The sequence below is a fragment of the Streptomyces sp. GSL17-111 genome (assembly GCF_037911585.1).
Lineage (GTDB): Bacteria > Actinomycetota > Actinomycetes > Streptomycetales > Streptomycetaceae > Streptomyces.
In genome coordinates, this window is sequence record NZ_JBAJNS010000001.1 from 2253051 (window position 1) to 2268446 (window position 15396).

8 protein-coding genes are annotated in these 15396 nt (G+C 68.7%); all 8 read right to left on the reverse strand.

Features of this window, described 5'->3' with window-relative positions:
• Positions 1-200 precede the first annotated feature (200 nt).
• Entirely contained in the window at positions 201-1538 is a 1338-nt protein-coding gene (locus V6D49_RS09765) for a hypothetical protein (RefSeq protein WP_340558840.1), read from the reverse strand.
• A 2-nt stretch (positions 1539-1540) separates the two neighbouring features.
• Positions 1541-1927 carry a hypothetical protein gene (locus V6D49_RS09770; RefSeq protein WP_340558842.1) on the reverse strand — a complete coding sequence of 129 codons (387 nt, stop codon included), beginning with the start codon at positions 1925-1927 and terminating at the stop codon, positions 1541-1543.
• A 341-nt stretch (positions 1928-2268) separates the two neighbouring features.
• Positions 2269-2592, reverse strand: coding sequence for a hypothetical protein (locus V6D49_RS09775; RefSeq protein ID WP_340558843.1), 324 nt, complete (start codon positions 2590-2592; stop codon positions 2269-2271).
• A gap of 47 nt (positions 2593-2639) precedes the next feature.
• Entirely contained in the window at positions 2640-3185 is a 546-nt protein-coding gene (locus V6D49_RS09780; RefSeq protein WP_340558845.1) for a hypothetical protein, read from the reverse strand.
• An 852-nt stretch (positions 3186-4037) separates the two neighbouring features.
• Positions 4038-4619: a hypothetical protein gene (locus V6D49_RS09785; RefSeq protein ID WP_340558847.1), complete on the reverse strand. Its 582-nt coding sequence runs from the start codon at positions 4617-4619 to the stop codon at positions 4038-4040.
• 415 nt (positions 4620-5034) lie between these two features.
• The gene (locus V6D49_RS09790) at positions 5035-5361 is read right to left on the reverse strand and encodes a hypothetical protein (RefSeq protein ID WP_340558849.1); all 327 of its coding nucleotides are present in this window, start codon (positions 5359-5361) and stop codon (positions 5035-5037) included.
• 34 nt (positions 5362-5395) lie between these two features.
• Positions 5396-5923: an SMI1/KNR4 family protein gene (locus V6D49_RS09795; RefSeq protein WP_340558850.1), complete on the reverse strand. Its 528-nt coding sequence runs from the start codon at positions 5921-5923 to the stop codon at positions 5396-5398.
• A gap of 2 nt (positions 5924-5925) precedes the next feature.
• A complete protein-coding gene (locus tag V6D49_RS09800; protein ID WP_340558852.1) occupies positions 5926-15090 on the reverse strand; it encodes a DNRLRE domain-containing protein in 9165 nt (3054 codons plus the stop codon).
• Positions 15091-15396 lie beyond the last annotated feature (306 nt).

The window sequence follows — 15396 nt, forward strand, 5'->3', positions numbered from 1 at the left end:
TGCGCTTCCCGGAAGATTCCCGTACTTCCGCCCCTGACGAGGGGCGACGAATACCTGGGACTCGCTTCCGGTCCTCCCGGCGGGAGGCGCACAGCATCGGCACTCAACCGAGCAACCGGAACAGTGTGCCATACAGGACAGAGCCGTCGCCAATCGGGCCAGGGCCCCTCGAACACGGGACAGCTCGGGCGGGAGGCGACTCAGCCCCCCGGAGCGACCGACCGGACGGTGGAGAGCAAGGCGTAGAGCTGCTGCGCGTAGCCCTTGCCCCAGCCTCCGTATGTCACCTCGACCCCACCTGACCGTACGACCAAGGCCCACTCGGTCAACCCCAAGCGCCTCTCGGAGACGATCCGCACGTCGAGGCCCGGCAACCGACTGTAGGGGCAGCGTAACCTGGACCGTTTCGTGACCACGTAGAGCGCCCGGTCGCTGAAGGCGATCACGTTGCTGTACAGGGGAGGATCAGGCCAGTCCGGAAGGCAGGCGGCTATGACCGACTCGCCCGGGGAGACGTCGCACTGGACAGCCGTCCTTCGGGCCAGCCGTGCGGACAGACGTTCCCCATGGCGGACGACACGCTCCGGCTGAACGGCGAGAAGGGAGCCCACCAGGTCAGCCACGGCTGGTGCCGCTCTCACGGTGGGCATGCCAGGCATTCCCACCACCGGCCCTCCGCCCGCCCGGCCGCCAGGCCGCTTCGGCCCGGCGGCCCCGGCCCCGGGTTCCGGGCCCGCCGGATTGGGGAACAGGAGGGCCTGGCTCAGGTTCCCGGCCTTCTGCGTGGGGGCGTGGACCTCCGGCACGGGCGCCCCCTTCTCCCGCTGGAGCACCCCCACGGCCCGGCACACGTCGGCCAGCGACAGAGGACCGGCCACGTCCGCCTCCCCGGCAGTCAGGACGTCGACGAGGCTGCGTCCGAACGTCGTCCAGGACAGCGTGCCGTCCATCTCGGCCCAGGTGTCCCGGTCGGCTGCGCACAGCACGGCGACGCTGCCGGGCCCGGAGCGGGGCTCCTCGTCGAGCACCGTTCGCACCCGCCGCCCGACGACCTCGTCGAGCGGGCCCTGCATGAGGGGCACGGCCGCCGCCGCGAAGCAGGAGTCGAGGATCAGGACGCGGTCGCTGTCGGGCGCCACCGCCCGCAGCAGGCGGCCCAGCGAGCTCGCGCGCAGGCTGGTCTCCTCCGTCAGCGGCGGGCGGGTGTCGTGCAGCGCGAGGCAGTACTCCTGCGACGACGGCGGGAAGAACCCGTGACCGGTGTAGAGGAACAGCACGGTCCACCCGGCGCCCCTGGGGCTCTGCTCGCCGAACGCCTTGACCAGGAAGTCCTGGATCGCGTCGAGGTGGTGCTGCGCCCCGGGCTCCCCGAACAGCCACAGCACGTGCGCGGACGGCAGCCGCAGACGCTCTCCGGTGAGATAGCCGCGCACGGCGTTGGCCGTGGTACGGAACGCGACGGCGTCCTCGAACTGGTCCATGCTCGGCCAGGAGTCGGCGCCGCAGACGATCGCCAGCGTGCGCCCGCGATCGAGCACCCCTACTCCCCCGCCTCCCCGACGGCCCCGGCATCCTCGTCCTGCGCGGTGTCCTCAAGGAACCGCTCGATGACCTTCATCGTGCGCGCCGAGGGCCGCCCCTCCAACGTCAGCTCCGTGGTCACCTCCCCGGACCCCGCCCGCCGTCGCACGAGGTGCAACTGAGCGACGCTGCGCTTGGCCATCCACGTCGCGACGCCCCGCGCGAGGATCGGCCCGACTCCGAGGCTCAACGCACCGGCGAGGGCGACGAGCGTCCCCGCGTCCTGCCGCTTGGCGTCGGCCCGCTGCTGCCGGGCAGCGGCCTGCGGCACCTCGGCGTGCAGGAACTCCGCCAGATCCGCCGCCAACACACCGGCCTCCCGGGCACCGACCCCGGGGAAACTCACGACCACGCTGTCCCGACCACCCTGCTCCCCCACACCGACCCCCTCAGCCGACGACCACCCGGTCACCCCATACCCCCGGCGACTTCCAGCCAAGCCCCACTCCCCCGCCAACCGCACCGGCGGCCGTGCCCTGAGCTACGCCCCACACGGCACAAAGGACGGCCGCTCCACCAGGTCGGCGATCGTGAAGCCCTCGAAGGTCACGTCGGTCAGAACGCGGAAGAGGCACTCCGAGGCGCTCATCGGCCAGCGCTGCTACGGCCCGTCCTTCTGCCGGGCCACGACCGGCCACTCCTCCGCAGGCAACCCGACGTCGGCCGCCCAGAAGAACTCAGCGGCCGTCACCGACGTCGCCCACGGAATAGGCCACTCCCACCGCGCCGGTACAGGCCGTATGGCTCGTACACGCCGCGCACGATGGGGTGCGCCTCCACCGTCCGCCACAGCGACTCCAGCTGATCGGCCACCTGCGACACGGCACCACCCGGCGCGCCGTACACCTGCACGTGCCCGCTGAACTCCCCCCGCACCGAAGCAACACGGCACAGCTCCTTGTAGTCCTGCGGCAGCGCCGTCCCCAGCCGCGCCTCGATCAGATCCCACGCGACCCCGACCTCCCCCGACCGCCACCCCACGGCGTCGGCGATCCCACTGACCCACACCATGCCGCCCCGGACACGCGTTGATCATCGTCAATCAAGAATGCAGGAACTCAGCCACAGAAGACCCCGGGATTCGGACCTGGGAAATCAGGCGGCAGAACATGTGACGCAATGTGCCCCGAGGCAAGCCCCGACAGGTACGCGGTGGACCCACCCTCGAACTCACACCAGTCATCGTTACAGCTGCTGACGACAACAGTCCAATGATCACCTCCCTTGGGTGAGGTGCGAAAGTGCAGCACGTCACCATCGATAGAGTCCGCCCAGGGGACAAGCCCCGACTCCTCCGGATACGGGACGTACCCGCGCGTCATTCCAGCGTCGCGCAGGCCCGCAACCCGTGCGGCCTCTCGCTTCACGAAATCAACAAACCGCCCCTCGCTGCCTGCGCGAGGACACTGGATCGCAAGCCAATCGTCGATGACCAACCCTGGATAGAATTCCGAAAGAGCCATGTAGTCATTCGGGAACTCAATGCCTAGCTCTTGAGCGATGGAGTCCCAATCAATCCCCTGTGGCTGCGCGCGCCGCACTGAAATAAGTGCTGGCATGGATACTTCAAGGCCATGAAGACTCAAGGTCGCCGCTCCATCCACGTCATTCCTCGCGCAAGACAATTTCCCGCCCGACTGCCATTGCGCATCCAGGCGCTCCCCGTCGCGCCTTTTCGGCGCACGACACCCAGGCGCGCCACCGGGCCCCAACACACCGATACGCGCTCATTCATGGAAGAGATAGGTTCGTGGGCGGCAGCGGAGGAGGTCACCCGGCAGCCCACGACGTTCCACCGTCCCGTCGATGAGGCTCACCAGGAAGGCGACCATCCCACCGGAAAACTTTCACCAGTACTGTTCGCAACAGCCAGCGACCACCGGCCATTCAGCAGGTGAAGTGCCAGCGATCTTCCTGTGGAAGAGGTTTCCGCCCAGACGACTCACCCCACGGGAGCAGCCCGCCGGGAGCCGGATGGCCCTTGTGCCCACACGTCAGGCCATGCCCGGCCAGCCTTCCACGAGTTCAAGCTCGCCTCGCAGGTGTTCCGTGTGCCCCACCTCGTTGCCGAAATCGGGTACCCAGACCAGCAAGAGCCCGTCGATCTCTGTGGGCGAATAGACCCACACAAGCTCTACACAATTGGAAGGAAATCCCTTCAGGTCAAGTTCACTAGCGATCAACGTGAGATCAATTTCGTGAGGCTACCCCGGCTGTTGCCGAGCGAGCGCGGGAACGACGCGCTCAAGGCGCGCAACTCCGCTCAACATCTTCGCTGCTTGCGCGAAGACTTTACTGTCGTCATTGAAGACAGAATCCCAAGAACTTCGTGGGAATTTATCTGCCTGCGCGGAATGACTCACCGTCACCTACCCCAGAAGGTAAACCAGCCTGTGGGCGATTGATTCTCCCTTCGCTTAGCCATGCCCACGAGGGTCTCTCATTATTTGATTATGTCACTCGAAGTAACCGTACTGTTCCAAAGGAGGACGCCCGGCTCCCGGGCGACTTCCATCAGTCGGCTGAAAAGCGAGGGGGATATCAGAATCCACTTCGGAAATGAAACTCATCTCGATGGCATCCCAGATGAATTCATGCATGAAACCGACCATTCCACCGTCGTAGTATCCAATGTCCCGCCCCCGCCCAGGGCGCCCCACGATGGTCCACTGACCAGGGTCGACGGAGCCAGTACGCCAACACAGGACGTCTCCGTCAGAGGTTCCAGCCCACGGAATTACACCGCCCTCCTCTGGATATACAGCGTACAGGGCCGGCTGGCCGGAAATTTGTGATCGACTATGGATCACCTTCCTTTCAGTCGACAGCGCATGCACCAGTTCTACGTTGCTATTCACCACACCTGGCACAAACACAGTGAGGTAATCATCGAATCTGCCAGGACCGAACCAATAAACGTAGGACTTATAGTCTGCGGGCAAGGAAGCACCCAGGTCATGCTCCACTCGATCCCAATCCACGACATAACGTCGCGGAACCGCTAGGCCGGCGTCACGACCCAATTGATCGATACTCATACAGAATCCTCAACTCCCCGGAAGCCCGTCAACGGTGTTGCTTCGAGTCTCGCCCGCCAGGCCGCGAGCACAGCAGTGCCGCTACGCCACCCCCAGCAAGCGAGATCGCACGTAACGACTGCGGTACCGGCTGCATGATGTAGCGGTAGAAAGGATGCAGGACGGGCCTCACCACCGCTGCCCCACCGAAACGGACTCACTCCTGAAAGAGGTAGACCCGTGGTTGGCGGCGGGGAACGTCCTCTGGCAGTCCGCGACGTTCCACCGTCCCATCAATGAGGCCCACCAGAAAGGCGACCATTCCGCCGGGAAACTCCCACCAGTCCTGACCACGGCAGCCGACGACCACGGGCCAATCAGCGGGCTCCCGACCGGCGAGCTTCCAGTAGAAGGCGTCCCCGTGAAGAGACTCACTTCACGCGAGCAGCCCGCCAGGAGCCGGATGAGCCTCGTGCCCAGATGTCAGGCCATCCTCGGCGAGTTCTTGCACGAGTTCGAGCTCGTCCCGCAGGTGGTCAGCATACCCCGCCTCGTCGCCAGGGTCGGGTAGCCAAATCCGCAGAAAGCCATCGATCTCCATGGCGGGATATCCGCGTGCCAGTTCCACGTAGTCCGGGGGAAATCCGCTCAGACCGAGTTCGCCAGCGATCAGCAGGAAGTCGTTTTCGCGTGGCTGCCGCATCCGTTGCCGTGCGAGCTCGGGAGCAACGCGCTCAAGGTCTGCAACACTCAGCACTGGCAACCGAGAGGCACCCCTACGCGTCGGTTGTTGGCCCTCAATTCAGAAATCCGACGGGTTCGAAACTGGGCTCTTCCTCCTGAAGAAAGGGAACGTGCAGATTGCCACTCAGCGCCTCATGCAAGAAATAGGTGAAGCCTGAAGGGAAATTCACCCACTCACCCATATCCATCACCACGTTCCATTCATCTTCCGCACCCTTAGGCGGCAGAAGGAAAATCTGATTGCCCCCTGATGTTCGGGCCACGGGAATACAACCATGGGGGTCAGGGTGAATGGGGTAAGGAACTTCGTAGTAGGGCGTTCTTTTTAGTTTCTCATACTGCCCACCAGCCAACTGCACCTCCTCGAAGAGGTTCAGACTGGTGTCACCCTGGGATGCTTTGGGATGAAAAATCAACAGCGTACCACTCAGACAACATGGACCGTAAGAGGAAACGAACTCCTTGTAGTCGACTGGTAGAGCGCGGCCGACAAAATCCTCAAATTCACTCCAATCAGAGTGAAGTGGATTAGCGACATACGGGGGAACGCCAAGAAGACTCTCGAAATCCTCAATCCTCATGTCTATCCTTCCGAGCAGTCGTATCCGCCGGATGGGCGATTGTAAATCGTACAATCCAGCCAGAATCCACCGTCACCGACAGCGCGCATTCTGATTTCCTCCGGAATGGCGGGGTCATTCTCGTAAACAGGCAGCACGCCATACATCACATTCTGATTATCACCCTCTACGGCACCCCGAATCCGGGCTTCAAGCCCAGACATGTCTGGACTGTTGGCGGGCCTCTGATAACCCGCTACGAAATTTCGTAGTGTACCGTTTGCCCCTCCCAACTGATTGCCGATGAGGTGCAGTGCCGCTCGATTGTTCTTAGGAAGCCGTTCGTAGCCAGCTGGCTTCCACGTTGGGTCCAGCCGCCAAGGCCGGATATCGAAAGTTGTAATCCAGCCCACAGCCCCGGTCGCCCGGCAGTCATCAAGACCCGGACCGAACCGAGTCATCGGTGCATAGTAGAACGACGAGTTACTGGACGGAAGGTCGCGCTCGCACCTATTTCGTGTCCGCTTCTTCGTCGGGTCTGCACCCGACCAACCGTATCCGAGATTCGGGTCAATTTGGGCATCCGGAAAGAGATCCCTGAGGGCGAGATCTCCTGCAAGTTCCGGTGTATACGGCTTCTCTGGCTCAAGTGCACCCCTGGAGCGCGTGTGTGAATCGTCGGCGAGGGTGTTCTGGGCGGAGTCGACGGTGGCTGTCGAGACGTCCCGGGCGTGGACGACGGATATGACCGCCGCGAGGATCACGTGCCACGGGGGTGGCGGGGGCGGCGGCGGAGGTCCCTGAGGGCCACGGGGACCTTGGGGAACGCGCGTGGCGGCAGCGCCTCCGTTGCCCCCGCTGGCACCGCCCGCCCCCGAGCTGTAGCCGCAGTTGTACGTACACCGGGAAGCGTTCGTCGTGGGCCTGTGGGGCCGGTTGTTGCCCCGCATCCGGTCCCTGTACCGGAGCTCGCGCTGCCAGCGGCGTGCCTGGCTTCGGTGGCTCGTGCTTCGGTGGGACGTGACGGGCTTCTTCTTGCTCGACTTCTTACCCTTGCCCGCATTGTTGTTCGAACGGTTCGGTGTGCCTCCCCCTTGTGGCTTGGGTGCACTGCCACGACCACCGCCGGAGTACGGGCGGCCGATGAGTGGTGCCCATCCGCCCCCTTGGTGGGCGGACTTGTGGCCGGTGGGGTCGGTGTGGTTGAGGGGGCTGGCGCTCCCGTAGGTGTAGCGGTTGGCCTGGACGGAGGGGACGGGGTCGAGGGTCCAGGAGTCGCGGGAGGTGAAGCCGCCGGACGCGGGGTCGTACCAGCGGGCGTGCATGTTGACTTCGCCGGTCTCCGGGTCGGTGTACTCGCCCTGGTAGCCCAGCGCCCCCGTGGCGCCGTCGGTGGCGGCGACCTGGCCGAAGGGCGAGTAGGCGGTGGATCCGGAAAGCGTGCCGTCGTCGGGGGTGAAGGTGGCGGTCACGTCGCCGTGGACGTCGGTGAGGACGGCGGTGGCGCCGTCGCCGTCCGCGTCGGCCGTGGCCAGCGGGTCGCCGGCGGGGTCGCGGGTGACGAGCTGGTCACCGGTGCGGACGGCGTTGTTGGACTGGTCCGCGTAGGCGAAGGGGGTGTCCTCGCCGCGCTGGACGAGTCGGCCCAGGCCGTCGTAGGTGTAGTCGACGCCGTCGCGGCTGCTCATACGGCCGAGCGCGTCGAAGGCGGCGGTGACGGTTCCGCCGTCGGCGTCGGTGACCGTGCGCTGCGTGCCGCGCGCCGTGTAGGCGTAGGAGGTGTCGTCGGCCGTCAGCAGACGGTTGCGCTCGTCGTAGGTGGCGGTCGCCTCGCCCCCGGTCGTGCGGTTGCCCGCCGCGTCCCAGGTGTAGGGGGTGTCGGTCCCGTCGGGGGCGGTCCAGCCGGTGAGGCGGCCGGAGCGGTCGTAGGTGTAGGTGTGGGCGCCGGAGCCGGCGGTGCCGGTGGTGGTCTTGCCGGTGACGCGGTCCTCGGCGTCGTAGGCGTAGGCGAGTGAGGCGCTGGTGGCCCCGCCGGGCTCGGTCAGGGTGTCGGTGGCCAGGCGGCCGAGGTCGTCGTAGGTGTAGCTGCGGACGGCGCCGTCGCCGCCGTAGGTGACGCCCGTCGGCTGGGACGCGGCGTTGTAGCTGTAGCCCTGGGTGGCGCCGGTGAGGGGCTCTGCGGCCGAGACGAGGCGGCCGGCCGGGTCGTAGCCGAAGGTGGTCGTGCCTGCGGCGTCGGTGCGGCTGGTCAGGTGGCCGTCGGCGTCGTAGGTGAACGACGCGTCGCCGGAGGGGCCTTCGGCGGTCAGCAGGTTGCCCCGGTCGTCGTAGCCGAACGTCTGGGTGCCGCCGGGGGCGTTGACGGACGTCAGCCGGTCGGCGAGGTCGTAGGTGAAGGTGTCCGTGCCGGTCGCCGCCTCGGCGCCGGAGCCGGTGTGCTCGGTGATCCGGCCCAGCGCGTCGAAGGTGCGCTGCTGGGTGACGCCGCCGGGCTGGATCTCGCGCACGGGGCGGCCGGCGGCGTCGTACACGGTGGTGAACGTGCGGTCGACGGCGTCGGGGTGGGCGTCCGTGGCCGGTTCGACGACGGACTCCGGCTCACCGTGGCTGGTGTGGGTGTACCAGGTGGTGTGGCCCCGGCCGTCGGTCAGGCGGGTGCGCTGCCCGGTGGCGTCGTAGCCGAAGGTGGTGGTGACGGAGGTGTCGTCGTCGACGGGCTCGACGAGCCGCGTCAGGCGTCCGGCCGCGTCGAACGTCTGCCGGGTGGTGTGGCCGAGCGCGTCGGTGACGGCGACCGGGTTGCCTTCGGCGTCGTACGCGGTGCTGCGGCTGCGTAGCGGGGCGCCCTCGGTGTCGTGGTCGCTGACCTCGACGGCCCGCCCGGCCGGGTCGTACTGCGTCCGGGCGATGCGTCCCAGGGGGTCGGTGAGGGCGGTCAGCAGGCCGGTGGGGCCGTAGGCGTAGGTCGTCGTGCCGTCTGCGGCGTCGGTCTCGGTGACGGGCTGGCCCGCCGCGTTGTACTCGGCGCTCGCCTCGGCCCCGCCGGGGCTGGTGGTGGAGACGAGGTTGCCGCTGTCGTCGTAGCGCAGACGGGTCGTGTACACGGCCTCGGCCGGGTGGCGTTCGAAGACGCTGACCGTGATGCGTCGGCCGAGTTCGTCGTAGGTGGACTCGGTGCGGGCGCCCGTCGGGTCGGTCACCGAGCGCTGCTCGCCCAGCAGGTCGTAGGTGTAGCGGGTGACCGGCCGTTCGGCGCCGTCCTGCGGTGCGGGGGCCGTGACGCTGGTGGGGTTGCCGAACTGGTCGTGGGTGAAGTCGGTGGTGTGGCCGAGGGGGCCGGTCTCGGTGGCGACGTGCCCGGCCGCGTCGTAGGTGCGGGTGACGGTGGGTGTCAGCGCCTCGACGGCGCCGGGCGGCGTGTAGTCGGGCAGGGTGGTCCGCACGGGGCGGCCGAGGGCGTCGTAGTCGGTGCGGACGACCTCGCCGTTCGCGTCCCGTGTCGCCGTCTCGTCCCCGAAGGCGTCGTAGACGCTGCGGGTGACGGGGCGTTCGGTGACGGGGGCCTCGCCGCGCTGCTCGACGGTGACGGGTGCGCCGCGCGTCTCCACCAGGCGGCCGGCCGCGTCGTAGCGGAACTCGGTGGTGTGGTCGGCCGGATCGGCCCCGGAGACGTTGCCGCGCGGGGAGGTCTCGGCGAGCACGAGGCCTCGGTCGTCCACCTCGTAGGTGGTGACGAGGTCCGCGCCGTCGTTCTCGACGGCTTCCCGCAGGAGACGTCCGGCGGTGTCGCGTTCGAAGGTGATCAGCTCGGTGCGGTCACCGCCCGCGCCCGTCCGGGTCTCGGTGGCGACCGAGCCCCCCGCGTCGAGCGTGTAGTCGGTCCGGCGGGCGAGGCCGTCGGGGTCGAGGACCTCGGCGGTGGTGTCGCCTGCGGCGTCGATCTCGTAGGCGGTGGTGGTTCCGCCGTTCCCGGTGATCTCCGTCGTCAGGTGTCCGGCGGCGTCGTAGTGGCGTTCGCTGAGCACGACGTCGCGGGTGTCGCCGTCGGCGTCCTGGTAGCCGGTGAGGATCTCCTGCGCCGGGAGTCCGTCGTCGTAGTAGGTGTGCCGGGTGGTGCGACCCATGGCGTCGGTGTGTTCGGCGAGGCGGCCTGCGGGGTCGTAGGCGTAGGAGTCCAGGACGACGTCGGCGGGGTCGCCGCCGCTGCCGTCCTCGTAGTCCTCCAGCACGGTCTCGGCGAGTTCACCGCGCGCGGTGTAGGTGTAGCGGAACGTCACGCCGCCGGGCATGGTGCGCGTGGTCTGGTTGCCGTAGGCGTCGTAGGTGTAGCTCTCCTCGAAGTCCTCCGGACCGCTGACGGTGGCGAGGCGGCCGTGGCCGTCGTAGGTGCGCTCCGTGACGCGGTCGGGGGCGTCGCCCGCCGTGTCGGAGACGGTCTCGGTGAGCACGTTGCCGTCCGCGTCGTGGGTGTAGGCGGTGACGGCCTGGTGCTCGTCCCCGGTGACGGCGTTGGTGGTGACGCGCCCGGTGCCGCGCACGACGCGGGACGCGCCGTCGTACTCGGTCGTGGACGTGACGCCGTCGGGATGGGCCTCGGACGTCTCGGTGACGGTCAGTTCGCGACCGAGCGCGTCGTAGGTGTACTCGGTCACCAGCCCGGCGGAGTCGGTGACGCGCCGCAGGTCGCCTGCCGCGTCGTACGCGCGCACGGTCTCGCCGCCGCGCACGTCGGTCGTGGTGGCGAGGAGTCCGGCGGGGACCGTGCCGCCGCCGACGGCGTCCTCGGTGCCGTCGGTGAAGGTGTGGGTCTCGGTGCGGCCGTCGGGGAAGCCGGGCGTGGCGGGCGACGTGGTCGAGACCCGGTCACCGTAGGAGTTGTACCCGTAGGAGGTGCGGTAGGTGTCGTCCTCGGCGTCGGCCGAGCGGGCGTCACGGCGCGCGACGAGCTGGTCGTTGCGCGGGTCGAGCGGGTCGTCCGCGTTGAGGAAGTACGCGTAGTGGGTGGTGTGGCAGGTGGCCTCCTCGCCCGCGTCGCGGCAGACCGTCTGGGAGATCTTGTTGCCCCGGTCGTCGTGGCCGAGCCGGGTGACGGTGCCGTCGGGACCGGTGGTGGCGGCCAGGAAGCCGCCGCTGTCGTAGGCGAAGGTGGCCGTGTTTCCGGCCGCGTCGGTCTGCGCGACGCGGCGGTGGCCCTGGAGCGGGTCGTAGGTGTGGCTGGACGTCCGCTCGTCGGGGTCCGTGACGGTGACGGTGACGGCCGGGTCCTCCGGCACGGCGTCCTGGCCGTCGGTGGCCGGACGGCCGTCCTGACCGGTCAGGACGTGTGCGGACAGCTCGTAACGGCCCCCGTCTGCATCGGTGTAGGCGGCGACGCGGTCGCGCGCGGTGTCGTAGGAGACCTCGGCGTGCGTCCGGCCGCTGGGCAGCGTGACGCGGGTGAGCTGCTGGGCGTCTGTGCCGGAGGCGTGGTGCTCCGCGATGGTCCGGGCCCCGAGGGGGCGGGTGTGGACGGCCGCCTCGTCGATGTCGCCGGCGAAGTGGCCAATGGTGCCGGTGGTGGCGGGCCAGTCCTGCCAGTAACCGGCGCCGAGGTAGACGAAGCGCTGGTCGTGCTGGCTGATGGCGCCTTCGGCCGTGCCGACGGGCTGGCCGTCGAGGTAGAGCGTCTGGCTGTTGCCGGCTGCGGTGAGCGCGGCGTGGTGCCACGCGCCGTCGGCGACGGACCCGGTGGAGGTGATCGGGTCGACGTCGCCGTTGCGGAACTGGCCGCGCAGCTTGCCGTCCGTCCCGACGTACAGCGCCGGGGTGAGCTTCTCCGCGTCGTCCTCTTCGAGCGTGTGGTTCTGGTAGCTGAACAGCACGCCGTCCTCCGTGGTGCGGAACCACAGGGCGACCGTCAGGTACGGGGTGTCGGTGACGAGCTGGTCGGGGAGCTGGACGTAGGAGGAGTCCCCGTCGAACGTGGCGGCGGTGTCGGAGCTGCCCGCCAGGGCGCCGTCGGTGCCCAGGGTGACGTCGTGGTACGTCCCGGCGTGCTCGTCGCCGCCGAGGAGCAGGTCGCTGCGGGCCTCCGTGGCCCCGGGCTCCTCGCCCAGGCGCCAGTAGGAGAACGGACCGGCGTCGCGGACGACGGTGCGGTGGTGGGAGCCGTCGCCGTAGGTGTAGTGGGTGCAGGAGCCCTCGGCGTCCTCGGGGCCGCACACCTCGGTCAGCCGGTGGCCGACGTAGGTGTAGTCCCACGTCAGCGGGTCGCTGTCAGGGCCGGGGGGCGCGGTGGTGACGGAGGTGACGTGGTCACCCGACCAGGTGAAGTTCAGGGTGCGGTCGCCGACGCCGGTGACGGTGGTGAGCCGGTCGCCGTCGTAGGTCATGCTCTGGGCACGGCCACGGAAGTCGGTGACCTCGGTGATGCGGCCCTGGGCGTCGAAGAGGTGGTCGGTCTGTTCCTTGTCGGTCAGACGCCAGCCGTCGTCCTGGGTGCGGGTGAGGGTGGCGAAGCTGCCGTGGGGCGGTGCGTAGGTGCCGTCGGGGTGGTGGCCGAAGCGGACCTGACGGCCCGAGGGGTAGGTGACCACGACGTTGCCGGTGCCGTCCTCGTCCGGCTCGACCCGCATGTCGTAGCGGGTGCTCCAGCCGGCACCGAAGGCGTTGTCGTCACGCGGGTCACGGCTGTTGTAGGTGCGGGTGACGCTCAACGCGGGACCGACCGTGGCGACCTGCGCGTCGGTGTCGGTGGTGGTGTAGTTGCCGGTGCGCGGATCGACCTCACGCCCGTCGGCGGCCGCGCCGCCCAGGTGGGAGGTGATGGCGGGCTGCTCGACGGCGGTGGTGAAGGGGTAGTACGGGCTGAGCGGTCCCTCCTCGCTCCCCTCGCGGGCCTTGACCCGCCACACGTACTGCTCGCCCCACTCCAGGGTGTCGGCGGGCACGTTCCAGGTCCGCGGGTCCACCCAGCCGGAGTCCACGCAGTTCACCGGCGCCTCCGTGCTGCCCTCACAGACCTCGAACCAGTGATCGATGGACGCGTCGGCCGGATAGTGGTCGATCGTCTCCGCGTCCACGAACAACGCCGGTGTCAGGCTGCCCACCTGACCACCGGGCCGGGGGTAGACGTCCGTGATCCGCGGACCCACGTCCTGCGAGGTCACCGTCACCGTGGCGACGGGCACGTTCTCGCTGGACATCCACTTCTGGTCCTTGAGCCGCTGCACGTCGAAGTTGATCTTGTACGTGCCGGGCGGCAGGTGGGGGATGCGCGCGTCGACGGTCGCCGAGTCTCCGGGGGTGACGCGCTCGTTGAAGCGGGTGAAGGCGACGGCGTCCAGCAGCTCGCCGCTGTCGTGGTCACGGACCCGGGTGCCCAGGCGGAACTCGTTCCAGCCCAGCGCCTCCCACGTCAGGTCGCCGAGGTTCTTCACCGTGACGGTCGCCTCACCGCCCTGGTGACCGGTGAGCGGCTCGGTCTGCGAACCGACGCTGTACTCGGCACCCCACGAGCTGTGCGTGATGGCCAGGTACGGCGGGTTGGCGGAGTTCTTGCTGCCGAAGCGCTTCCAGGCGCCGCTGTCGTTGAAGGGCGCGCGCAGGGACAGGCCGTAGTTGCCGGTCGAGCCGTCGACCCAGTCCTGCACGAGGTCGATGCCCTTGAGGCCGAGGTCGATGGTGCGCCACGCGGCGCCGGAACAGTTCTCCCCGTGGGCGAACGAGGCGGTGGCGACCGGGGTGGAGACCACCGGGGGCTGGTTGGCCCAGGTGACCTTGCCGGCCTGCCAGGCCTCCTTGACCTGGTGCACCCGCACGTCGTGCGCGGAGCAGGACGACGACCAGTGGTTGAACAGGCCCAGGTCCGCGTTGAGGATGTAGCGGTTCTCCAGCTGGCTGGAGACGTTGTCGAAGCGCAGGTAGCTGTTGGCGCGGCTGCCGCCACCGTCGTAGCTGCCGACCTTCAGCTCGTCGTCGCCGCCGAAGTTCGTGTCGGGCCAGTCGTCCTGGACGAAGGCGTCACCGTAGGTCTCCAGGTCGTCGACGCTCGGGTCGACGAGCACCGGGTACTCCCGCTCGGGAGCGTCCAGCCAGGCGTCGTCCACCACGACCAGCAGGTCCCACCGGCCGCCGCTCCGCTGCTCCAGCCGGTAGCTGACGGCGTCCGAGATGGCCGGTTCCCCCGAGTCGGGGTCGGTGGCGGAGTCCTCCATCCACGGTGTGGGGACGACGGCGCGCGGGGTCCCGTCGGCGTCCCGCAGCTCCACCGACCCGTCCTCGTCGAGCGTGGGCGTCAGTCCGTCGAGCGAGAGCGGGAACGTCCACGTCCGAGGGGCGTCGGGCGAGTTGAGGACGATCGTCTCCTTGACGGAGCCGTGCTCGGCCTGCAGCGTCAGGTCGGCGTCGGGTCGAATGCCGGGGAAGCGCACGGTGTCGCCCTCGACGGTTCCCGGTACGGCGGCGGCGTCCGCGAGACCGAACGCCACCCGGCCGCCCTCGCCGACCGCGAGCTCCGCCAGGCGGGGGTCGTCACCCGTCCGCCCGAAGGAAAGCCCGCTGTCGTCCGCGCTCATGACCAGCCGGTCGCTGACGCCGTCGGCCGAGCCACCGCCGTCAAGGCTCCGCGCGGCCGGGCTCGGCACGGTGTCCGCGTCGGCTTCGACGAGAGCCGGGTCGATCTCCCGCCAGGTGCCGTCGTCGTCCTGGTAGTGCACCGGTTCGGGGTAGACGCGGGTGGTGCGGGTGCCGTCCGGGTTCTCGTACTCCTTGGTCACCGCGTCCCGCCGCTGCGGCAGTTCCTTGCTGCGCTCGGCGTCGAAACCGGCTTCCCCGACCGTCCGTTCGGAGGCCTGCCGCTCCACCGCCTGCGGCTCGGTCTCCGGCGCGACGGGGGTGAAGGCCCCGGCGGACTCCGCCAGCGGAAGGGCATCGTCGCCTGCGGGCAGCTCCTCCACGGACGCCGAGTTGGCCCCGTTGGCGTCCGTACGTGAGGCGTCGACGGCGTGCTCCCGGCCCGCAGCGCTACCGGAACGCTGCTCGGGCACCTCGCCCGAACCGCCGGTCGCCGCAGGCGGCAGCGCAGCGGCGGGAAACGCCGGGAGGAGGCTCACGCTCAGCGCGAGCACCAGCGTGCCCGCCATGGTGCCGAGGCCGTGAAGCGGGCGACGGGCTCTGGCGGGCGGGTCGCTGGGACCGGAGCTGGGCACGGGACTCCTCAGGCGGCGGTTACGACAAAGCCGGTCCCACGCGAGGTGGTGACCGGCTCTCAGGTGAAACGACGACACGTTCGAGGTCCGTACCGAACCGCGAACGCCGAACACGCTAGATCATGGAGAGGCCGTTCAGGCAGGGTCACGACAACGGCTCGGTAACGAACGGTCACCGGTGCACACCCACCAGTGGCGTACAGCGCGGACCCCGTCACGTCACAACGGCACCCGTTCACCGGGTTCTTGAGCGGGTGGCGAAAGCCGTCACACCCACTCCGGGGGACCACGGAGGCGTGATCAAGT